Origin of the sequence: Panacibacter microcysteis, assembly GCF_015831355.1 — a bacterium.
GTDB lineage: Bacteria > Bacteroidota > Bacteroidia > Chitinophagales > Chitinophagaceae > Panacibacter > Panacibacter microcysteis.
Window position 1 is genome coordinate 1573245 of the sequence record NZ_JADWYR010000002.1, and the last position, 23326, is coordinate 1596570.

The 23326-nt window shown below is 43.4% G+C and carries 19 protein-coding genes; 9 read left to right on the forward strand and 10 right to left on the reverse strand.

Going from position 1 to position 23326, the window contains the following annotated elements:
- Nucleotides 1-13: 13 nt before the first annotated feature.
- Nucleotides 14-1087, reverse strand: a complete 1074-nt coding sequence (locus I5907_RS18490) for a Gfo/Idh/MocA family protein (protein ID WP_196992273.1) — start codon at nucleotides 1085-1087, stop codon at nucleotides 14-16.
- Nucleotides 1088-1220: 133 nt separating this feature from the next.
- Between I5907_RS18490 and I5907_RS18495 the strand changes: the two genes are divergently transcribed.
- Nucleotides 1221-2006, forward strand: a complete 786-nt coding sequence (locus I5907_RS18495) for a mechanosensitive ion channel family protein (RefSeq protein ID WP_196992274.1) — start codon at nucleotides 1221-1223, stop codon at nucleotides 2004-2006.
- A gap of 68 nt (nucleotides 2007-2074) precedes the next feature.
- Here the strand turns inward: I5907_RS18495 and I5907_RS18500 are convergent, their stop codons facing one another.
- Nucleotides 2075-2962 carry an alpha/beta fold hydrolase gene (locus I5907_RS18500; protein WP_196992275.1) on the reverse strand — a complete coding sequence of 296 codons (888 nt, stop codon included), beginning with the start codon at nucleotides 2960-2962 and terminating at the stop codon, nucleotides 2075-2077.
- A 59-nt stretch (nucleotides 2963-3021) separates the two neighbouring features.
- Nucleotides 3022-3207 (reverse strand): hypothetical protein, encoded by a 186-nt coding sequence (locus tag I5907_RS18505; protein WP_196992276.1) that lies wholly within the window; start codon nucleotides 3205-3207, stop codon nucleotides 3022-3024.
- A 288-nt stretch (nucleotides 3208-3495) separates the two neighbouring features.
- Between I5907_RS18505 and I5907_RS18510 the strand changes: the two genes are divergently transcribed.
- Nucleotides 3496-4821 carry a PQQ-dependent sugar dehydrogenase gene (locus I5907_RS18510; protein ID WP_196992277.1) on the forward strand — a complete coding sequence of 442 codons (1326 nt, stop codon included), beginning with the start codon at nucleotides 3496-3498 and terminating at the stop codon, nucleotides 4819-4821.
- 116 nt (nucleotides 4822-4937) lie between these two features.
- Here the strand turns inward: I5907_RS18510 and I5907_RS18515 are convergent, their stop codons facing one another.
- Entirely contained in the window at nucleotides 4938-5258 is a 321-nt protein-coding gene (locus I5907_RS18515) for a hypothetical protein (RefSeq protein ID WP_196992278.1), read from the reverse strand.
- A 482-nt stretch (nucleotides 5259-5740) separates the two neighbouring features.
- On the opposite strand from I5907_RS18515, the gene I5907_RS18520 reads away from it, so the two are divergent.
- A complete protein-coding gene (locus tag I5907_RS18520; RefSeq protein WP_196992279.1) occupies nucleotides 5741-5935 on the forward strand; it encodes a hypothetical protein in 195 nt (64 codons plus the stop codon).
- Here I5907_RS18520 and I5907_RS18525 read toward each other — a convergent pair whose 3' ends face one another.
- A complete protein-coding gene (locus I5907_RS18525; protein WP_196992280.1) occupies nucleotides 5936-7240 on the reverse strand; it encodes an alpha-amylase family glycosyl hydrolase in 1305 nt (434 codons plus the stop codon).
- Between the two features lie 103 nt (nucleotides 7241-7343).
- Between I5907_RS18525 and I5907_RS18530 the strand changes: the two genes are divergently transcribed.
- Nucleotides 7344-8447: a mechanosensitive ion channel family protein gene (locus tag I5907_RS18530; RefSeq protein ID WP_231402164.1), complete on the forward strand. Its 1104-nt coding sequence runs from the start codon at nucleotides 7344-7346 to the stop codon at nucleotides 8445-8447.
- Between the two features lie 158 nt (nucleotides 8448-8605).
- Here I5907_RS18530 and treY read toward each other — a convergent pair whose 3' ends face one another.
- Nucleotides 8606-11230 carry a malto-oligosyltrehalose synthase gene (gene treY, locus I5907_RS18535; RefSeq protein WP_196992281.1) on the reverse strand — a complete coding sequence of 875 codons (2625 nt, stop codon included), beginning with the start codon at nucleotides 11228-11230 and terminating at the stop codon, nucleotides 8606-8608.
- Nucleotides 11231-11484: 254 nt separating this feature from the next.
- Here treY and I5907_RS18540 point away from each other — a divergent pair, with 254 nt between their 5' ends.
- A complete protein-coding gene (locus I5907_RS18540) occupies nucleotides 11485-12966 on the forward strand; it encodes an alpha-amylase (RefSeq protein ID WP_231402165.1) in 1482 nt (493 codons plus the stop codon).
- Between the two features lie 3 nt (nucleotides 12967-12969).
- Here I5907_RS18540 and I5907_RS18545 read toward each other — a convergent pair whose 3' ends face one another.
- Nucleotides 12970-14304, reverse strand: a complete 1335-nt coding sequence (locus I5907_RS18545) for an AGE family epimerase/isomerase (RefSeq protein WP_196992282.1) — start codon at nucleotides 14302-14304, stop codon at nucleotides 12970-12972.
- Between the two features lie 245 nt (nucleotides 14305-14549).
- On the opposite strand from I5907_RS18545, the gene I5907_RS18550 reads away from it, so the two are divergent.
- Together I5907_RS18550 and I5907_RS18555 are read left to right on the forward strand one after the other, a co-directional pair.
- A complete protein-coding gene (locus I5907_RS18550; RefSeq protein WP_196992283.1) occupies nucleotides 14550-15470 on the forward strand; it encodes an RraA family protein in 921 nt (306 codons plus the stop codon).
- Between the two features lie 158 nt (nucleotides 15471-15628).
- On the forward strand, nucleotides 15629-17134 hold the full coding sequence (locus I5907_RS18555; RefSeq protein ID WP_196992284.1) for a mandelate racemase/muconate lactonizing enzyme family protein: 1506 nt from the start codon (nucleotides 15629-15631) through the stop codon (nucleotides 17132-17134).
- A gap of 75 nt (nucleotides 17135-17209) precedes the next feature.
- Here the strand turns inward: I5907_RS18555 and I5907_RS18560 are convergent, their stop codons facing one another.
- From I5907_RS18560 to I5907_RS18570, 3 genes are read right to left on the reverse strand one after another with little or no spacing between them, the layout of a single operon-like run.
- Nucleotides 17210-17971, reverse strand: coding sequence for a LytR/AlgR family response regulator transcription factor (locus I5907_RS18560; protein WP_196992285.1), 762 nt, complete (start codon nucleotides 17969-17971; stop codon nucleotides 17210-17212).
- Entirely contained in the window at nucleotides 17952-19007 is a 1056-nt protein-coding gene (locus I5907_RS18565; protein WP_196992286.1) for a sensor histidine kinase, read from the reverse strand. The genes I5907_RS18560 and I5907_RS18565 overlap by 20 nt, the downstream gene beginning before the upstream one ends.
- Nucleotides 19008-19058: 51 nt before the next feature.
- The gene (locus I5907_RS18570; protein WP_196992287.1) at nucleotides 19059-20006 is read right to left on the reverse strand and encodes a fasciclin domain-containing protein; all 948 of its coding nucleotides are present in this window, start codon (nucleotides 20004-20006) and stop codon (nucleotides 19059-19061) included.
- Nucleotides 20007-20421: 415 nt separating this feature from the next.
- Between I5907_RS18570 and I5907_RS18575 the strand changes: the two genes are divergently transcribed.
- Both I5907_RS18575 and I5907_RS18580 read left to right on the forward strand, forming a co-directional pair.
- Nucleotides 20422-21525: a fasciclin domain-containing protein gene (locus tag I5907_RS18575; RefSeq protein ID WP_196992288.1), complete on the forward strand. Its 1104-nt coding sequence runs from the start codon at nucleotides 20422-20424 to the stop codon at nucleotides 21523-21525.
- 1008 nt (nucleotides 21526-22533) lie between these two features.
- Entirely contained in the window at nucleotides 22534-23214 is a 681-nt protein-coding gene (locus tag I5907_RS18580; protein ID WP_196992289.1) for a Crp/Fnr family transcriptional regulator, read from the forward strand.
- Nucleotides 23215-23326 lie beyond the last annotated feature (112 nt).

Genomic DNA, 23326 nt, shown 5'->3' on the forward strand with positions numbered 1-23326 from the left:
GTGATAAAATGACTTACAGTTGTACACGCTTTAAAGACTTTGCTGATTCGTACAATGCCTTCATCACCACGTGATCTTTCAGGCCCTCCGCCCCCGGTGTATCAGGTTCTTTGTTATGCAATACGCAATCTGCCATATGGTTGATGAGCAGGGAAAATTGATTTTCACTGATCACATCCGGTACCGGAAATGGTTTTCCCTCAATAGCTGATATTTCGATATTTAGTCCATCATAAGAAAATGCGGGGTCCATACCAAACCAGGCATTGCCAGCAGTAAAACACCTGTAACGCTGCGTATTATGCACCCCATAGCTGGAACCACAGGTTGCCACGGTGCCGTCTGCAAAACCTAGCTGGAAAAGCATAGTCTCTTCTACTTCTTCAAATCGCTCATCACCGGGTGTGCTGTAGGTGTTAGCGGATACCCAGATAGGTTCTGCGCCTTTCAGGTAGCGAATAGTGTTTACGCAGTAGATACCAAGATCCATTAAAACCCCACCACCTGCCATTTCCCGTTTAAAACGCCATTGGGTGGGATCATCAATATTTTCAGAATTGAAAGCTTCGATGATTTTCACTTTGCCAAATACATCATTCTTCACCCATTCTTTTATTACTTTATGATGTGGCTCGTATTGTATGCGATAAGCCACCATCAGCTTTTTATCATACTTCTTACAGGCTTCAATCATGGCTCCGGCTTCTTCCACAGATGAGGCCATTGGTTTCTCACAAAGAATATGCTTGCCGGCCTTTGCTGCACGGATAGTGTATTCTTTATGCAACGCATTAGGTAATACAATGTACACAACATCCACATCTTCATTATCGGCGATGCGGTCGAAATCATCATACGAATAAAGACTGTCTTCCGGTATACCGTATTTTTCTGCCAGCGGTTTTATCTTTTCCAGGTCATCACTTACCAAAGCAGTTACCCGGGCAGCGGGACAATGCTCAAATGCCGGCAGCAACTGAGATTCAGTTAATTCGCCAATACCAATTATAGCAAAACCAACCTGTCGTACTGCAGGTTGCTGACTCTTGTTTGTCATTGTTGATGGTCGTGTAATTTCTTCGCCCATAAGGTGTTTTTTTGGTTAGCGGATACTTTCATACTGCAAACCTTGCTCCACATTCGCAGCGGTGGTGCCGGCAGACATACCATTATGCATGCTGGCACACTTTTAGAAATTTTCCGGCCAAACAACATTTCTTATGGATATAAACAAGTTTTATAATGCCGCATACAACTGGATACTGCAGGTAGGGCCAAGGCTACTTATCGCAATATTGTTTTTTATTGTGGCACAATGGATCATCAGGTTCATCAGGAACAGGCTCAATAAAGCATTGGTAAAGCGCGACATGCATAACTCCCTCAAACCATTTTTGATCAGCCTTGCCGCTGCAATTTTACAGATACTGGTAATGCTGGTGGTATTGCAGATTCTTGGCCTTGAACTGACTGTGTTTACAGCTATTGTAGGTGGCATAAGCGTTGCGGCAGGTCTTGCACTTTCCGGCACCTTACAAAATTTTACCAGCGGCATACTGATCCTCCTGCTAAAGCCGTACCGTGTTGGTGATATGATCGTTACGCAGGGACAGGAAGGACTGGTAAAAAGCATACAGATATTTCATACGATCATTACAACACGCGACAATAAAACAGTGATCATACCCAACAGCAAACTATCCAATGATGTAATCATCAACCTGAGTATGGAAGGTGTAAGGCGTTTGGATATCCCTTTGAAACTCACTTACACGTCCGACCTGGAAGCAATCAAACAACGCATTTCAGGCATTGCAACCCAGCTACCCGGTGTTGTTGACAGCCCGGCACCTACGATGGGTGTAACAGAAATCTTACCGGATGGTTACAAAGTGGAAGTAAGTGTATGGCTTAATGCAGATCAATACCATGAGGTGAAACCTGCCTTGCAGGAGAAGCTGATCCGGGATCTGCAAGCGTCCGACACAAAATTGCCGGGAATGTAACGTCCCACTGACTATACATACAAAAGCCCGGGTATACCCGGGCTTTTGTATAACGTATCTATCACAAATTACCTTGTTATAAGAGCTTCATTTGAAGGGAGCAATACTGTTTCTTCCCTGATAGACTGCTCGTCTATTTTACCGCTCCCGATAAAACTGATCAGGTCTGCATTGAGCCTTTCCCTATGCGTATAAAACAATCCATGTGGTGCATCTTCGTAGATAATGTATTGCGCCGCAGGCATAAGTTTTGCCGTTTTCTCAGCCGAAATGTCAATGGGCACTGTTTTGTCCGCACTGCCGTGAATAATAAGCGCTGGCACATTGATCTTTACAACGTCCTGCGTAAAGTCAGTGTTTGCAAAAGATTTCATACACTCCCTTGTAGATCTGCCTGATGCAAATGAAGCAAGCATCCGGTAATACTCGAGTAATGGGGTACTAACCGGGTGACTTAACAGGTTCACGCCAAAGAATTGTTTGCCAAAATCATCGAGGAAACCAATACGATCATTTACCACGCCGTCCATCATCTCGTCCATTTTTTCCTGTGGCAATTCCGCGGCCATATACGGCGTTACACCAGATATCAATACAGCCTTACTGATACGATCATTTCCATATTTGCCGAAATAGCGTGCTACTTCGCCGGCACCCATAGAAAAGCCAACCAATGTTACATCCTGTAAACCGAGTTCTTCGATCAACGTACGCAGATCATCAGTCAGTGTATCGTAATCGTAATTATCCCATGGCTTATCAGATTTGCCAAAACCACGCCTGTCATACTTTACTACACGAAAACCCGCATTAACCAGGGGTTCAAGCTGGTATTCCCACATTTCTTTGCTCAGCGGCCAGCCATGTATCAATACAATTGGTTTGCCTTGTCCGTAATCTTCGTAAGAGATCTTAACTGCGTCCGGTGTTCCTTTTTTTGTTTCAATAAATTTCATAGGTGAAAGTTTGGTAATGCGGTTGCAAAATCGTGCCAGCCATGATTGCTGAGTGAAGGTTATTGCGCGGCAGCGGTGGTATCAGTATTTGGTGGGGCATACCCGTTGGTCCTGTTACTGTCTACCGTTGCAGAATCGTCGCCGGGTGCAGGCATATATGTATCGTGCACACTTTTTTCATTACCATCACCGCAGGAAACAAAACATGTACAAAGCACTATCAACATCGCTTGTATTGCTTTCATAATATTTATTTAGTGCACACCCGCAAAAGCCAAGCCAGCAAAGCAAAGGAGGCGACAGCAGCAAGATCGGTGATAAACTTATTTTACAATTTTCCTATACAAAGGAATAACCCGCATACAAAACCGACAGGTGTTTTAGCTACGCCAAACAAATGACGCACAAAAAGTTGCCGGTCACACGCAGGCCGCTGCCCAGAAATGCTCTCCGGAAGGGAGGTGATAAATGAGATAGATGGAACGAAAAACATCGGGCATACTTTGTGTTCTATATAGGTTCAAAAAAAAGATATGTCGAAAAGTTTTCCTGTTTTGTTTACAAGCGTCGTCATGCTGTGTGCATGTAATTCAAAAAAGATCAACAGCGTTACATGGGAAGGCTCTTATAAAACGAGTGGCTACAATCCCGATACATTGCCATACCCTTACGCCACACCATCGTCCACAAATTTCAGCAAGGTTACTGGTTGGCATAGTGATCAAAAACCCGTTGCACCCGCCGGGTTTACTGTCACCAAATTTGCCGGAGATCTGGATCACCCGCGGTGGATATATGTGGGCAGGAACGGGGATATTTTTGTTGCTGAATCCAACACAGTATTAAAGGGTATTAAGAAGCTTGGTTCTAAGCTCTCTCCGCGGCTAAGTACGCAACATTATGGTACCAGCGCAAACAGGATAACGTTATTTAAAGATGCTGATAACAATGGCATTGCAGAAAGCCGGCATATTTTCCTGGAAGGCCTCAACCAACCTTTCGGTATGCTCATAATCAATGACGCCTTTTATGTTGGTAATACAGATGCCTTGAAGATGTATCAGTACAAAGCAGGAGCTACAGCTATTACTACCACCGGTAAAACAATCCTTGAGCTGCCAGCAGGAAAACACAACCAGCATTGGGCAAGGAATATCATTACCAACAAACAACAGGACAAGCTATACATTGCCGTTGGCTCTGGTAGCAATGTTGCAGAGCATGGGCTCGAAAATGAGGTACGACGGGCATGTATCCTAGAAGTAAACACAGATGGAAGCGGCGAACGCATCTTTGCCGGCGGCCTTCGCAATCCGGTGGGTATGGCATGGGCTCCGGGCACCAACACGCTCTGGACCGCCGTAAATGAACGGGACGGGTTGGGCGATGAACTGGTACCCGATTATATAACATCGGTAAAAGAAGATGGCTATTATGGATGGCCTTTCAACTATCATGGCAACAAGGTAGACCCGAGGTGGTCTGGCAAAGAAAATGCAGATACCGCCAGGACGGTAATAGTACCAGATATGCTGGTCGGGGCACACACAGCCAGCCTGGGCCTTGCGTTTTACAGCGGAAATATGTTTCCGGAAAAATACCGCAATGGCGTTTTTGTTGCACAGCACGGTTCCTGGAACAGATCGGCATTATCAGGATACAAAGTAATATTTGTTCCGTTCAAAGATGGCCAACCTTCCGGCGATGCGCAGGATTTTCTTACAGGTTTTGTAGATAACATCAACAACAGCGAAGTGCATGGAAGACCCGTTTGCGTTGCATTTTTGGCAGATGGCTCCATGCTTGTAACAGATGACGTAAGCAACACCATCTGGCGTATATCATACAACAAACAATAACAGCTGTTCTCACCGTGGTAAAAAGGCAGTAAAGCCATTGTAAAAATACAATGGCTTAGATGCATACAACTGGCTGAAAGATTATATGCATGTATAAAATACAGTAACGTAAATGCTTAGACGTTAAACTTCAGTTCGTCAAGGAACGCTTCATTGGCAGGTTTTATGCGCAATGTTTTTTGAAGCGTTACCTCTGCCTCTGTAAGTACATTTTTCAAACGGTTTTTCACCTGCTCAAAAAACAATGGCTCACTTTCTTCAAGATGAGACATTTCAGTCCACTTCTTATCAACTACATCATACAGTAGTACAAGATCATTCTGGTCTGAAAAAAAAGTTTTGTGTAGCCTTAGTACAACCACATTACAAGCTTTTTTAAAGTTGTACAATACAGATGCAGCAATGTTTTCCCCGCCACGTGAAACATAAATGGTCATAGATAGCAGATTTTAGATTTAAAGGATAAAATACCGGCGAGTTTTCAGAGAGTAGTTGTTGTGTAAACTTAATAAACAATCCCAATCTGTTAAAATATTTATTTTATAAAATGCAGGAAAATTAAACAAAAAAAAAGTGCCTCTGGCACCATATTGGTTAAACTCTTTTTCATCTTACAAGTCTGTAAAAACACCAATACCTGTAAAAGCATACCTGGAATAACAGGCCGTTGCTAATCGAATTTCTTGTGGAAACATCAAACGTTGCAGCAATGCGGCGTTTTTTAATGCTGTACCCGGCAGCGTCTTTTATGGCATCGTCCCTTGCGTCGCACACTTGTACTGTAGCAAATTTCTCAGCTGCTACGATCTGTTAGTTTATCCGTGCTGGAAATTCAGCCTTCACCGCAAGCTTTTTTGAGAATGCTGCAACGCCAACATTAACGGCACAATAAGTGCATCATTTTTAAAAACGCATCGTTATGGAAAACAATAATACACCTTCGGCAAACCCGCCTCATCAGCATAGTGAACAATCAAATGACGGCAGACAGCAAAAAAAGACACCCTTTCACGTGCCGGTATCAAAAGATGTTGATCCGGGCGACCACAAAAACGAAGACGAATCGCCGGTGAAAGGCAATGCAGGCATTGGCAAAGATGATGAAGCGCATTAATCATGAAGGCATGATCTTTCTCACCAGTACAATATATCCCCATGCAGGCAATACGAAAGCGTCATCACCGGTAAATTGCACCATTTCGGCAGTAAAAAGGTTGTTATAATAACCGATATGATATTTTGTTTGCAGCCTGACCTCTGCAGGCTGTTCACTAAAGTTAAACGCTGCTATAACCTTATCGCTGTTTTTCTCTCTTACAAAAGAGATTACCTGAGATGGTTTATCATTGTATATACGCAACATCTCTCCTCCCCACTCCCCGTTCCACAACGCGCGGTTCTCATGTTTCAGTGCAAACAGTTTCTTATACAGTTCAAAGAATGGATGTGGCTGCCAGTCGATCACATCTTTTTCAAAAAAAGGAAGCTGTTTAGGGTTTCCCGCTTCCTGGCCGTTGTACACCAGCGGCATGCCCCTGGCTATGCAGGTTAGTACAATGCATGCCTCAAGTCCGTCACCAAACATTTCAAACGGCGTTCCCGTCCAGGTATTTTTATCATGGTTATCTGTGAACAACATCCTGATATCGTTAGCAGGCACAGTATTAACATCATGCGCAATGTATTCAACAAGTGCGGCAAATTTTTTCCGTTCTACTGTTACGCTATGCATGCTTTCATAAAGGCTCCAGGAGTAAGTCATGTCGAAAGCTCTCTCGTGCATGTCACGGGATTCCCATTCGGCCAGCATAAATACGGGTCTTATCTTATCGAGTTGTGCCCTTACTTTATTCCAGAAGTCATTGGGTACAAATCCTGCCACATCACAACGGTAACCATCAATACCGGTTTCAGTCATCCAGTATTTTAATGCCGCCAGCATATATTTCCTGATGCCCGGCTGGTCGTAATCAAAATCTATAATATCTTCCCAGTCATACCAGGGTGTAGGCTGAAAATGGCCTTCCGGTGTTTTGGTGTACCATTCAGGATGCTGCGTCACCAGTTTATTATCCCACGAGGAGTGGTTGGCAACCCAATCCAGTATTACGTACATGCCGTGTTGATGGATCGCTTCTACCAGGTTTTTGAAATCCTGCATGGAACCGAATTCCGGGTTAACGGCATAATAGTCTTTTACAGCATAAGGGCTACCCAATGTTCCTTTCCTGTTTTTTACTCCAATCGGGTGTATGGGCATTATCCAGATTATATCCACCCCAAGATCTTTCAACCTTGGCAGGTGTTTGCTGAAAGCATTAAAAGTGCCTTCTTCTGTGTATTGCCTGATATTTACTTCGTAAATGATTGCATTCTTACACCACTCGGGGTGTTTTAGTTTTGTTGTTCTCACCGGCATATTCTCTGCATTTCAAATAGTTTGCCTGATATATTGTTTGGCCACTGTTCTTTTTATTTCTATGTTAATACCTGCTCAAAGTAGTGGCATAATCTTGGAATTTATGGGGCAAATTACCAGCATGTTTGAGCAAATGAGTAAATACTTTGAATCCCTTCCACCGTTTTTATGGAACCTGTTGCTGATCGTGGCTGCCGTTGTAATAGGCATCCTGATCAAATTTATTTTCAAAGCGCTTACCGGGCTTATCAGCCACGATAACGAGGAGTTCTCGCTCCTTCGTTCTATACTAAAAAATCTTTCCACACCACTCACGTACTTTTTGCCGGTTTTTGTTTTCAACATGATGTTGCCGTTCATGAAAGTAAGCGCTCCTGTACTTGCGGTGATTGATAAGATAACGGAAATAGCACTCATTGCATTTTTTACTGTCTTATTAATCAGCATCATAAACGTTATTTCAGATTTTGTGGTATACAAATTCCGGATCAACAAGCCGGATAACCTGCGTGAAAGAAAGATCAGAACACAATTACAGTTTCTCCGCAAACTGATCGTTTCGATTATTATTTTATGTGCTGTATGTTTTGTACTGCTAAGCTTCGAAAACCTGAGGAAACTTGGTGCCGGCCTGCTTACGGGTGTAGGTATCGGCGGTATCATTATCGGGTTTGCCGCACAAAAATCGCTGGGCAATATACTCGCTGGTTTTCAGATCGCATTTACACAGCCACTGCGTATTGATGATGTATTGGTTGTGGAAGGTGAGTGGGGCCGGGTGGAAGAAATTACACTAACGTATGTTGTGTTGAATATTTGGGATCAGCGGCGGCTGATCTTACCAATTAATTATTTTGTGGAAAAGCCTTTTCAAAACTGGACACGCACGCATTCAGAAATGCTGAGTGCGGTAATGATGTACCTCGATTATACTGTACCCGTTGATGCGCTGAGAGAAGAATTCAACCGGCTTGTGAAAGACCATCCTTTGTGGGATAAACGTGTTGCTGTGTTACAGGTGACGAACTTTACCGACAAAACGGTGGAGGTGCGACTGCTCATCAGCACCACTAACTCCGGCAACGGCTTCGACCTGCGCTGCTTCCTGCGCGAAGCTATGCTGCGCTATATAAAAGATAACTATCCTGAAAGTTTTCCCCGTACACGCATGCAATTAACAGACAACACGATCATACCCGGCAGGTAAGACAACCAGGCATTGCTTTGTAAACACGCTGATACCTGGAAAGTAAACCCCGGTACAATAAACGCAGATTGTACCGGGGTTTGCTGAGTAAAGTGATGCCGTAAAAGAGTGCGACGCAACCAAAGTCTCCCGTGGTGATACAGCCGGGTACCAAAAAATTATTCATTGGTATAAACGGCTACGGGAAAATTTTCGAACATGGATTTTAGTGTGGTATGAACGCTAAAATCTGTTGTTGCATCGGTAAAGATATTCTTCCACCTGCCGGGCAATTCGTGCGGTAAGGTTACATGCACATCATCAAAAGCATTTCGATGATTCGCAATATTTAATGGTACCATTATGAGTACATATTGGTGATCATGCTTTCTTACGTAAGCAAGCAAATGCCTGTCTGCATGCGGTACAACAATCTCCTGATATTCTCCGCCAGTAAACAATGAATGCATCTTTTTCCTTAACTGCAACAGCTTGTGTGTGGCATATAATTTTTGCGCACCGACAGCCTTGTTGTGTTGTAAATACTGCAGCAGTTCTGCTTGTCTGGTATGATTGAATATGTTTTTCAATAAATCACCAAGCTTATCATAATCAACAGCACGCCTGTTATCGGGGTCTACATAACTCAGGTTCCACAACTCGCAACCCTGGTAAAAATCTGGTATACCAGGCGCTGTAGATTTGATGACTACCTGCGATAAACTGTGCGTATAACTATAGTCGATGATCTTACCTGCAAAGGCCTTGAAAGAAGAGGTGAAAGTTTCATTGTGCAATATCTCTTTTATGAAATTGGTACATGCATCCTCGTACGCTGTATCAGGATGGTCGTGCGTTGTATGCACTTTGGCTTCTCTTATAGCTTTAATAAAAAACGCGCAGGTGCGTTCGATATATGCATCGTTGATGCCCGTATCGATATCCAGACTGCCCAGCAATGACTGGTACAGGAAATATTCGTCGTTTACAGAAGGCGCATCTGCATGCTGTACCTGTGTCTTGTACTGATAATTCATGCCTCGCCATTTTTCTATATTTGCCATCCATTCTTCGGGCACTTCACTCACAAGATTTATTCTTATACGATTGTCTTCCCCGCGCTTGGTATCGTGCGTGGAAGTACAGTTTAGCGACAGGGGATTATCCTGGCTGCGCACCTTCATCTTCTCATGAAAAGCATTAATGGCAACACCAAGTTCACAAGGCTGATCGCCCACTTCATTATGACCGATTAACGGATTGTAAATGTAAAATGTAGTGTCTTCCACACCCTTTGCAGCAAGCGGGCCGGTAAACTGCATCAACCGCTGAATGAAACGTATGTGTGCATCACTTTCTGTGTTAAAAATCTTTTTCAGATCGCTCAATGCTGTTTGCAAATGCGGCGCATGCTGCGCTGCTTTGTCAAATGCGTCATCAATGTGTTTTTGCTCTTCCGGTTCTATGGGGAATTTGTTTGCGTAGACCCTGTAAACAGGAAATGACGCCATGAATACAGCAAGCGCTTCTTTAACAGCCTGCTCTTTTGCAGGCATATTGCTGATGATGTTGTTTTCGGCAAGCATCCTCACCAAATTGCTCCACTCGCCCTGCATGCTTGTTTTAAGAAAAGCTAGTTTCTTTTCATATACCAATCCATAAAAATCATTTGCTTCCGGAACAAGGTTTTTATAGTAAGCCAGCAACTTTTCACTGCCCTGCAAATCAGTAAGCAGTTGGTTAATATAAGAAAGAAACTCGTAACCGCTTGTGCCTTCTACATTGAGCATAGATGGCATCACTTCTTTTGTATCGAGTATTTTCTCTGCAATGATGTAACAGTCTTCACCAAACAGTTTGCGCAATCGTTCAATATATGTTGCAGGATCTTTTAAACCATCTATATGATCGATTCTTAAACCGTGTATCAATCCTTTTTTATACAGGCTGTGTATATACTGATGATAATCATTGAAGACACGTTCATCTTCCATACGCAGGCAGATAAGGCTGTTAATACTAAAGAACCTGCGGTAATTCATCTTCTTATCCGAATCGCGGTAATCGCTTAGCACATAATGCTGTTCGTCTATGATAGTTTTCAGCGCAGCCTTGTCCTGGTTTATCTCATCCACAGCATGCTGCACTTCCTTTTTTTGCAGCAGTGGCGACAATGCGTTGTGCTTTTCTTTCTTCCATTCCGAAAGGCCTGCAGATATAACTGCAGATAAACGTGCGGTAATCTCTTCCTGATCTATCCCTGCCTTTTGAAGGATGTGCACTACACTCTCGTAACGGAGCGGGTAGCGGTTATCGTAGTACGAAATAAACAGTGCGTCGTCGTGTATAACAAGCTTTAACTGGTTCTTCTGCAACAAGTCTCCGGGAATACCATCAAGAAAAGGTACCATCAGTTTATTTTTAAACGAAGGGTGTTCCCAGTCAATGTCAAAATAGTGAGCAAATGAGGAATTCGTTCCTCTTTCCAGCACATCCATCAGTCTTTCATTATCGCCCGAGAAAGACATATGATTGGGTACAATATCCTGCAACCAGTACATTCCTTTTTCTTTCAGTTGCTGCGAGATCTGTAAAAATTTTTCTTCAGTACCAATTTCTTCATTGATCCTATCGGGGTCTGTTACATCATAGCAGTGCTCACTTCCTTTGCCGGCCTGCAACAGCGGAGATGCGTAAATAGTATCAACACCAAGTTTGTGCAGGTATTCAATGATGTTTTCAAAATCGCGGAAAGCAAAATTTTTATTGAACTGTATGCGGTACGTAGCATTTGGTATTATCATATAAGATGAGCATTTACTACTCTTATGCTATTTTCCTGCCAGTTACGTTATGCTGATGAATGGAACAATTTTCGCTTATGCACACCTGCTAAAAAATCACAAAATATAATGCTGTGCCAAACTTCCGCAACACTGTGGAGCTTTGGTTGTGTCACTCACTTGTACGGCTGAAGCTATACTGAGCAAACGCGAAGACCGAAGCGAAGGCGGTGATCAAACGTTTATAACATCGCTCCTCAAATCAAAAGCATCTTATGAAGAATAAAACAATCATCCAGTTTTTCGAATGGTATGTAAATCCGCCGGAAGGTCTGTGGAATATGGTGGCATTACAGGCAGACAACCTTGCTGCGCTTGGCATAACGGCCGTATGGTTGCCACCGGCCTACAAAGGCTCACGGGGCGCAGCATCGGAAGGCTATGATGTGTATGATATTTATGACCTGGGCGAATTTGACCAGAAAGGAACCATTGCAACGAAGTATGGAACAAAAGATGCATACATCAATGCTGTTCAGGCGTTGCAAAAGACTGGCCTCGAAGTGTATGTTGATATTGTATTGAATCATATGGGTGGCGCAGACGCCACGGAAAAAGTAAAAGCCCGCAAAGTAAATGGAGATAACAGGCTTCAATTTATCAGCGACGAAATAGAAATTGAAGCGTTTACTAAATTCACATTTCCCGGAAGAAACGGTAAGTATTCCGATTTCGTCTGGGACCACCACTGCTTTACAGGCGTTGACCACGATCATGCAACAGGTGAAAATATCATCTTCAGTATTATCAACGAATATGGGGAAACATGGGAAGAAATGCCGCATGATGAAAAAGGCAATTTCGATTATCTGATGTTATCCGACATTGAATTCAGGAACAAGGCCGTAAGGGAAGAATTAAAAAGATGGATAAAATGGTATTACGAAACAGTTCCCTTTAATGGTTTAAGGCTCGATGCGGTTAAACATATCAGTCCTGCTTTCTTTGTTGAATGGATTGATTTTGTAAAAACCGAAATCAACAGCAACATCTTTGTGCTGGGCGAGTTTTGGCTGAGCGATGATCTCAATGTATTACTCAATTACCTCGATATTGTCGATAACAGGATGAGCCTGTTTGATGCACCGCTACACCACAATTTATCAGAGGCCTCAAACCAATACGATCATTACGATCTGCGAACCATCTTTAATAACACGCTGGTAAACGCAAGGCCTGCGTTTGCCGTTACATTTGTCGACAACCACGATACACAGCCCTTACAATCCCTGGAAGAATATACGCTGCAATGGTTTAAGCCGCATGGCTATGCAATCATTTTGCTGAGGCAAACGGGTGACCCCTGTGTATTCTTCCCGGATTTATATGGCACCACCTATACGGGTAACAATAAAGAAGGTTTAACTACAACCGTTGAAATTCCCCCACTGGAAGAACTGCCTGCCTTGTTACGGTTGCGAAAAGATTTTGCTTATGGCAAACAAACCGACTATATAGATGATGCGCACTGCATTGGTTGGGTAAGGCATGGGCTGGCAGACAAACCGGGTTCCGGTTGTGTGGTATTGCTGTGCAACAGTAACAGGAGCGAAAAGAAAATGCATTTAGGCAAAGAACACGCCGGTAAAACCTTTTATGATTACCTGCATAAACACGAACAGGTCGTTATAGATGAAGACGGCAACGGCGTATTCATTGTTGGTGCAAAAAGTGTAGGTGTATGGGTATTGTCTTAAACCCTAAAAAAACGGTTTACCACGCAGCATATCTACACAGTTCATCAATGCCCGAAACTGGTGGTAATTGCCTTTCCAGATATGGCCTTTCATGGCTGTTTTTATTTGCGGGTCTATGTCTGTGCCATTCGCAAACCAGTCGCCATGGGTGTGATCAATGATATAGAGATTGATATACTCCCACTGCTGTAAAAATTTTTCATAATAGTTCACCTGGTCATTGGGATATATTTTACTCAATAACAGCAGGGTGTTCATCTCCTCGCCTTGTGACCACCAGTTTTTTTCATTGTTGATAATGGTAACACCAGGCTTGTCTTTGAAATAATAGCCGGCATCAAAGAAACCGCCCTTGCTGTTATCCCAGGCATACATTAGTGCGTGGTCGGTCAGTTGTTTTGCAACACGCATGGTCTGTGTGTCGTGCTCTATGCCCAGCACATGCGATGCTTCCAACAAGAGATAACCTGTCTCAACGTTGTGTCCAAATGATACATGGTCCAGCCCCCTGTGTTGCAGAATCACTGCTTCAGATGAATCGCGGAAAGATACAGGTGTCCAGTCTGGCTGAAAAAACAATGTCAGGTAGCCTTTATTACCAATCATCGTATCTCTTATCAATACAAGCATTTCATTTAACCGCTCTTTGAGTAAAGGGTCTTTCCAGACACTGTAGAGTTCTGCAAATGCTTCCAGCAAATGAATAGAGCTGTTCTGATCTTTATAACCTGTTTCAGCAACCGACGGTGTAGCTGCAGTACGCTTTATGATATCACCGTTTCGCTGCATGTGCTGGTAATAGCCTTTGTACACCTTATCATGGCTATGCTGCTCAAGCCACAGGAAAGCCGTTTTTGCAAAATTGAGTGCTGCTGTATCTTTTGTGCATTTGTAATAGGCAGCCAGTGCATAAATGGCGAAAGCATTTCCATAGGCAATCTTGGCCGAGTCTGTTACGGCACCTTCCCTGCTTACCATTGTATAGAAACCACCATAGGTTTTATCCCACATTACATCGTGCAGAAAGCGGTAGCCATTTACTGCACATGTCCTGTAATATGCCACCTGCGGGTATCTTACCGCGGCTTTTGATGTGGACCATATATGCCTCGACTGGGTAACGATAAACTTTTCCTGGTTGCCGACAGGTTTAAAATCGTAGGTAAAAGAAGACAGGAAACCTCCATACATGGTATCCATACTTTGCGGGTACCATTTATGCAGCATTTCATGTTGTATGGCAAACTCCATTTTTTCTGCAAGCTGCTTTTGTTGTGCAGTTTGCGCACCGGCACACAGGGCAATGAAGAAAAAGGCTGTTAACAGTATTGGTTTCATATGCAGCACATTTAGTATATAAGTTTAAAACAATACAGCAAGACCGAACCCGGCGCTGCTGCGTAAAGCTTCAGCCGTACAAGTGAGTGACACAACCAAAGCTACATAGCATTACTGCTGCTAAGTACACCAAAAATTCTTTACCTGCATTGTTTTGAAGATTTATTACAAGCATCGGAACAAAAAACATCACAGCTTATGTTAGAAAATTCTTTTACTTTAAGAACTCAAAACTTCACAGCCGTATGATCAAGCCAACTTTACTTTCACTATGTCTTTTTTTCACACTACAAGCAGTTGCACAACAGGTGGCCACAACACCGGAACAAATAAAAGCATTGACTGCAGAATGGAAAGGAGAACGCTTTGCAGACGGGCGACCAAAAACATCTGACCGTTTTATTGAACGTTTAAAACACATTTCGCTCGAAGAAGCGTGGGGCTACCTGCGCAACAAAGGCTACAATAACCAGTTTGAAGGTGAATGGATGATCATTGAACCAGACTCCGTAATGACCGGCCGCGTTGTTACTGCACAGTACATGCCGCAGAGACCGGATTATGACAACATGATCAAAGCAAAAGGCAAGAGCGAAGGCCGTATTGGCGGCACCAACTCCTGGCCGATTGATGTATTGCAAAACGGTGATGTATACGTTGCTGACAGCTATGGAAAAATTGTGGATGGCACACTCATCGGTGATAACCTTGGCAACGCCATCTATGCAAAATCTCAACGGGGTGTTATCTTTTATGGTTCGGTAAGAGATATCGAAGGCCTCGAAGCAATCAAAGGTTTCAATGGCTGGGTAAAGGGTTATGACCCTTCTTACATACAGCAGATGATGCTTGGTGCAATCAATGTGCCCATACGTATTGGCAGGGCAACCGTGCTGCCCGGAGATGTAGTGCTGGCAAAGAAAGGCGGCGTTGTGTTTATTCCTGCGCAATACCTCGAAGACCTGGTTATGAATGCAGAGTTTGTGCAGTTGCGCGATGCATTCGGGCACCAGCGCCTGCGCGAAGGAAAGTATACACCGGGACAAATAGACCAGCAATGGACAGACGATATCAAAAAAGATTTCCTGCAATGGATAGACACACAGAAAAACTTACCCATGACCAAACAGGAGCTTGATACATTTATGAAAGACAGAACATGGTAGTAAAGAGCTGATGTACTAAGCTGCATTGCTACTATCATCGCCTGTTGTGTCACTCACTTGTACATTCAGCTCTTTATTCAGCAAGAGTACACAACCAGGCTGGTGTAAAAACATTTACCACACAATTATTGCTTCATAAAAAATATACCAACATTACCATGACACCATCTGAAAAATATTTGCAAAAACTTGGCCTGAAAGAACAACCCGCCACCGGAGACGATAGCGCAACAGAATTGCCTGAACAAAAAGAAAACGATAACCCACGCCGTTCATTTTTAAAGAAATCTGCACTCGGTGGCATAGCACTGGGCGGCGCGTTTATGTTTTCTCCTATTGAAGACATTGTAGCGCAAAGTACGCAAAGCGTAAAGCGTTACTCCTCACCGTCAGATCTTAAGATTACAGACATGCGTTATTGTGTTACAACCGTCCTCGGCAGAACAGCCATTATTCGCATAGATACCAACCAGGGCATTTACGGTTTGGGAGAAGTGCGCGATGGCGCAGATGAACGGTATGCGCTTATGCTGAAAAGCAGGCTGCTGGGTCAAAACCCGTGCAATGTGGAACAGCTCTTCAAATCCATCAGGCAGTTTGGCGGACAAAGCAGGCAGGCCGGCGGTGTATGTGGTGTGGAAATGGCACTGTGGGATATTGTTGGCAAGGCATACAACGTACCTGCATGGCAGTTGCTGGGTGGCAGGTACCGCGATAAAATAAGGCTGTATGCAGATACACCGGAAGCAGACTCACCGGAAGAACAAAAGAAACTTATGAATTACCGCATCAATGACCAGGGTTATACATGGCTGAAAATGGACCTTAGCATTGGTGAGCTGAAAGGTAAGCCAGGCACATTGGTGAACGACCAGTTCTGGAAAAACGACAAAGGAGACCTGCAGCAATGGGGAGACCTGAAAGATTATATGTCTTATGGCAATACTGCGCATCCTTTTACACAAATACAGATTACAGATAAGGGACTGGATGAGCTTGCCCGGCTGGTGGACAATGTAAGAAGCATGCTGGGGTACGGCATACCTTTATCTACAGACCATTACGGCCACTTTGATGTAAACAACGGCATAAGGCTTGGTAAAAAAATAGAGCCATACAGGCTTGCATGGCTGGAGGATGTAATATCATGGGAGTATACTGACCAGTGGAAAACACTGTCTGATGCGCTGGAAACACCCTGCCTGACGGGCGAAGATATCTACCTGCTGAAGTATTTTAAACCACTGATCGACAGCCGTGCAGTAGACATTGTACACCCTGATCTTGCCTCATCAGGTGGTTTGCTTGAAACAAAACGCATTGGTGATTATGCCGAAGAAAATGGTATTGCAATGGCCATGCACCAGGCCGGCACACCTGTTTCATTTATGGCATCGGTACATTGCGCTGCTGCAACTCAAAATTTCCTTGCACTGGAACATCACTCCATCGACCTGCCATGGTGGGAGGATCTGGTAAAGACAACGGATGGAAGAAAGCTGATTACAAAAGGATATGCCAACCTGCCGTTGACTGCGCCCGGTCTTGGTATTGAACTGAATGATGAAGTGGTGAAACAGCATTTACATGCCAAAGACAAGAGTTATTTTGAGCCAACCCCACAGTGGGATGACAAACGATCTCACGACAGGATCTTTAGCTAGCGATCAAAGCCTTTGCTGCGCATACGGTTGCGATAAAAACTAAAATCAGCATGCCTTTCGGGCATGCTGATTTTTTTATTGCATCTCGGCCCATTCCCTGAATTCGGGAACACGCTCACGGCTGATCACCATATCTTCTGATTTATGGCCATCTTTTAAATGCAGCATCAGGCGGCTGTTATAGTATGGCCGTACCTGTGCTATACTGTCTATCGCAACAATGATCTTCCTGTTAAGCCTGAAGAACTGGCGTGGATCAAGTACTGATTCCAGCTTTTCCAGGGTATAATCAACCGGCAGTTTGTTACCCTGCTTGTCAATAAGATAAATCACTTTATCTTCTGCCCTGAAATAGGCTATTTCATTGGTCTTTACAAAAATGAGCTTTTGGCCAACCCTTGCGAGGAAGCGTTCTTTGTACTGCGTAAGCGGGAATTGCTTCAGGGCATTGATTAGCGGCTCATAGTTCGTCGTATTATTGGCTGATATCATTTTATACTTATCCAACCCTCTCTTCAGGGAACTGAAGCTCACAGGTTTCAGGAGATAATCCACACTCAGGTATTCGAATGCCTGCAAAGCGTAATCATTAAAAGCCGTGGTGAATATAACCGGGTTCTTATAAGTGGTCCTTTTAAGAATGTCAAAGCTAAAACCATCGGCAAGTTGTATATCAAGCAATAAGAGGTCCGGGTGCTGGTTTTGCTGAAACCAGGTAATAGCGTCTTCTACACTGTCTAAGCACCCGATCACATCTACCTGTTCATCGTATTCTTTAAGTAAAAGCTGGAGGCGTTGTGCGGCAACTACTTCGTCTTCAATTATTAATACTCTCATACGTGTTTATTTCAATGAGTGGCAGGTTAACAGAAAATGTATCCGGTTTCTTTTCAATCGTTATTTCTTTGCCGGCCGTAAGTATATAGCGCTTCTGAATATTGTTCAGCCCTATGTTTGAAGACGGCCCGGTTTCATTTCTTGGCTGCAGGTTATTGATAACAGAAAGGGTGCTGTTTCCGTTAGCATATATCTTGATCGACAACGGTTTTTTCCTCGATACAACATTATGTTTGATCGCATTTTCCACAAGCATCTGCAACGCTACAGGTACAACATAGTAGTTGTAATATTTGTTCGGCACTTCCACAGAAATTTGCAAAGATTCGGGAAACCGCTGTTTCAGCAGAAAAAGGTAAGGCTCCAGGAAATCGAGTTCTTTCTTTAATTCAATGAGTTCTTTATTATGGTTGGCCAGTATGTGCATGTACACCTTGGAAAATGCCTCGATAAAGTTATTCGCGTCCGCACTTTGCTGCATTACAAGCCCGGAAAGTACATTCAGGTTATTGAATAAAAAATGCGGATTGATCTGTTGTTTGATGGCCATTAGCTCCGCCTGTGCGTGCATCCGTTTCAGCTCTTCAGCTTCCAGTTCCTTCGCTTTAAACTTTTCCTGGTATACCACCACCAGGTTTAACAGGTGAAACAGCAGGTTTATCAGCGATGCGTAGATAAGCGTAAGCTTTAAAGGATTTAAAATAGACTCAGGTTTTTCGTGCAGTACCACTTCGGCAAAAAACAAATCTGTGCCGATCGTAGCGAGGTAAGAAACCACAAGGCCTGAAAAAAAGAAAATGATACTTCTGCGAATCACTTTCTCATTACCCGGAAACAGGTTCTCAAAGGGCTTTGCAAGTAGCCGGTTGGCCTCCCACGTAAAAAACGTGATCAGTAAGATAATCAGGAACGAATAATACCAGTGAATATTGATCTGGAAATAGGTATACACCTGGCACAGCTCTGTATTGATGTATGTATACAGTGCCAGCAGCAGGATAAAAAGATACCGGTATTTATAATTGAAAAACATCATAAGTAAAACATATATAACGGCCTGATTGTTCAGGCCGTTATTATATTAGTGCTAAGGAAGCAATACTTCATCAATTACATGTATCACCCCGTTTGTTGCTACGATATCTGTGGCAACAATACCTGATGGAGTGGCGTTGCTGTTACCTTTAACGGTTGCACCATCTGTCAGATCTATCAGCACTGTTCCGCCGTTTACTGTAGCAGGTGTTGCACCGTCGGTAAGGTCAGATGAAAATACCCTTGCTGCAATCACATGGTAGGTAAGTATGGCAGCCAGGTCATCAGGATCTGCAGCCTGGATGTCTGCGATGGTAGCAAAACCGGCATCAATAAATGCCTGGTTGGTAGGTGCAAACACGGTAAAAGGTCCGGTACCGGACAATACGCCGGCTACGTCAGTTGCACCTTCACTTGCACGTGTTACAGCAGCAACCAGGTACGTGAAATCAGCCGATGCGGCTGCAGTCTCAACAATATTACCGGCTGGTGGTATCAACACCTTCTCAATAACGTGTATTACACCATTGCTTGCCAGGACATCAGCAGTAACCACTTCTACCCCATTTACAAAAACACCGTTACTGTTCACGGTAGTGTAAACAGTACCACCACTTAAGACGGTTACTGCCGCATTTGGACCTACAGGTACATCACCTGATTCAACTGTACCGGCAATAATATGGTAAGTAAGAATAGCGGCCAGGGCAGCAGGATCTGCAGCTTCGATAGCTTCTACCGTAGCAAAGCCTGCAGCGCGAAATGCATTATTGGTTGGCGCAAAAACCGTGAGCGGGCCGGGACCTGCCAGTTCATCTGCCAGCCCTGCTTCGGTAGCAGCAGCCAGTAAAAATGAGAAACTGGTATCAGAAGCCGCGATCTCTGCCAGTGTTGGATCAGTAGGTGTTGGCTGTGGATCTTCATCCTTCTTACAACTGATTATCGATAGTGCGAGGAGCGAGGCAAATACGAGATTTTTTAAGATGCTAGTACTTTTCATAACGTGATTTTAGTTTATTAACAGGCGCATGGCTATGTAGATTTGCGTACACTGGTGAAGTGTATAATTTTGTTCGTGAACCGTGCTAAAATAGCCACTGAACTGAAAAGAACATTTCATCATACAGCACTGCATAAAGGCCTGATCCTATATACAAACCCGGCCCGCCAGTCTAAATTCCCTGGGGCGTGCGGCAAATCCCGGCTTAGTATGTTGTTGTAAAAAAGGGGGCAGGTCATCGTAGCAAACGCTTCAGCATTTCGGCCTGCCAAATACTACAATTCACGGATTTAAATGATTATTTCACGAGAAAAAATGTACAACTCGTCATAAGCAGTCATCCGCAGGTAAATTCTTTTGTTGATTAAAGTATAACACACATTTCGCAACATTAATTCATCAAAAAATTACATCTATGAAATCAAGACATTTATCTGCGATTGCTCTGGTACTCTCCGGTACGCTGCTTTTTGCTTCTTGTAAAAAAACATCAGACGTTACTGCACCTGAAAATCCTGACCGTGCAAAAAACAAAGAAAAATTACACTCCGTTTTATCTTCCAACAGTCTTGGCGCACAGGCACCCGGTGCATGGTGGTGGGCTGATGAATACAGCGATGCCGTAACCGCCAGTACAGCCAGGGGCGGTGGCATGAAAGACACTGCGCTGCTTACTTCCTTTACTTTTCTTGATTCAGCCTTGAAATTTACAGGGCTTGATGATGTACTTGCAGACCCTTCATTACAGTACACAGTATTTGCACCATCTGACAAAGCATTTATGAATGCAGGTTTTGCAACCATAGACGACCTTACTGCACTTGGCGTAGATGCGCTTACAAATATTTTGCTGTACCATGTTACCAGCGGTAAGATCTTCTCTACAGATATCGCTGTTGCTTCAAATACACCAGTTACTTCCTTACAGGGCGCCACGTTGTTTGTTACCAAACGCGAAAATGCACTGCCTAACAGGAAAGTGAATGTAAATGGCTGTGGTGTATATATTGCAGACATCGACCTTGGCAATGGTGTAATGCATGACATCAACAGGGTATTACTTCCACCATCCGGCACTGTGGTAGATGCTGCAATTGCTAATCCTGATTTAAGTTACCTCGTTGCTGCAGTATTAAGGGCAAGCCAGGGCAGTACAGATGTTTTAGGTGTACTCAGCGGCGAAGGTCCGTTCACACTGTTTGCACCAAATAACGCTGCATTTATGGCTGCCGGTTTTGCAACAATAGATGATATCAATGCAGCAGATCCAGACGCATTGGCTGCCATACTCACTTACCACGTTATTGCAGGAAGGGCTTTTGCATGCGATGTACGCAAAGGAGATATGCCAACAATGCTTAGCGGCGGCACAACGCTCATTGATGTAGATGAAGCACAGCCAGACCGCTACCTGCTTATCAAAGGCAACAGCAACAGTTCAGGTTCATATATCTATAAAAGAAACCTGGTGTCTACCAATGGCGTAGTTCATTTGATTGACCAGGTATTACTACCATAATGGGAATTGGGGGCAAGGGATATAAAAGCTTCGCATGAAAATGCGGAGCTTTTTTTATTGCAGGCAAATATTTTTGTAGCCGGCTGCATTACTACTATCATCACCTGTTGTGTCACTCACTTGTACTGCAACAAATGTGTGGGCACAAAACAATCTTGTTGACCTGGTACAAACAGCAGCAAAGCCTGTTTCCAATGCGGCATCATAAGCTCATATCCAGCCTACTGGTACCACTGGCTATCCAGGTACAACACAGCCTGGAACAAGGCCGTTGTACATATATGTGTGTTGATGATATAAGTGTGTAGCGCTATGCATACATAATCAACAACCTGAGTACCGGCACTCGCACTGCTCCATCAGGCAATACAGTTGAAGAGTGCGACGCAACGAAAGCTCAATTGATAACCTTTTGCCTGGCCCATAAATAGCCTTTGTTTCCCGGGCATTTGCAGAAAACAATTACAACATGTGGAGCGCCTTTATCCTTAAATGGTCGGTACAGGTATCTTCCAAATTTGTTAAAGCGGAAAATTTCTCTAATCCATTAGTGTAAGGCTTCCCGGGAGACATCGTCTTACGGGGAAATAACACCTGCAAAAAGTGGCAAAAGATATTTTTAAATAACACCAAACAGGTAAATTGCTTAAGGAACAAGTTATCAGAACGAAGATCATCAAAACCAGGAAAATCGAAACACCACCAATCCCAGGTGGTGAGCTGAGTAAACCTGATTACAAAACGTAACAGGAAGAAATAGTGGCAGAAAGTTTATACCAACAACCATATAACCTTTAAAACTCCTGCCAGCAAAGCGTTTCAGCAGTCATGAAAAAGAAGCATTCCTTCATGGGAACTTGTTTTGTATGATGACTGACCAACATAAAGATTTCAAAAGACGAAGGCATAATCAATTCCCCGGCAACTGTATTTACAGCGTAACAGTAACCTGTAATTGTTTCAATACCAATATAAACAAGCAGCATTAACCGATTAAAACCAACCAACATGAACGAAGAAGTAAAATACATTTACCTGAAAGCTCACCCTTTATTTAACAATGCAGATGAACATTTTACAAAAGCTGCCTGCGCATGCATGAAAGTAAGAACAGTTGCAAGAGGGGAAAACATCAGTTACGGTGAAGGCGAATACAGTAAAATTTACCTGCTGATACAGGGCAAAATAAAAATATCCGACTTTAGTGAAACTGACGATGAGCTTATTAAAGACATTCTTACCGCACCCGATATTTTTGGCGATCTGAGTCTTTCCAACAACCTGCCGGCCCATGAATTTGCAGAGGCGCTTACCGCTAATTCGATCATCTGCTGCTTTAATGTTGCAGAGTTCAAAAAACTTTTGCAGGAAAGCCCGGCCATGGCAATCGGTTATGCCGGCATGGTAAATCAGAAATTAAAAAAAATGGAAAGCCGCCATTCAGACCTTGTTTTTTATGATGCAAAAGCAAGACTGATACGATTTATAAAATACTGGGCAAAAACCGATGGCAACCGCATGGGTAATAAAATCGTACTCCACAATTATCTTACACACAGTGATATTGCGGCGGTAATTGCAACTTCCAGGCAAAGCGTTAATGTACTATTGAATGAATTAAGAGATGCCGGCTTACTCTTTTACAACCGCAAAAAAATAGAACTCAACGATCAATTTATACATCATTAAATCATTGGATATTATACAGGTATCTGACAATAATTTTGGTTACAGCCAATGCCATATATGGCAAAGCGAAATCAATACGTCAAAATGTTGAAACAAGATTTTTGCAGGCTGT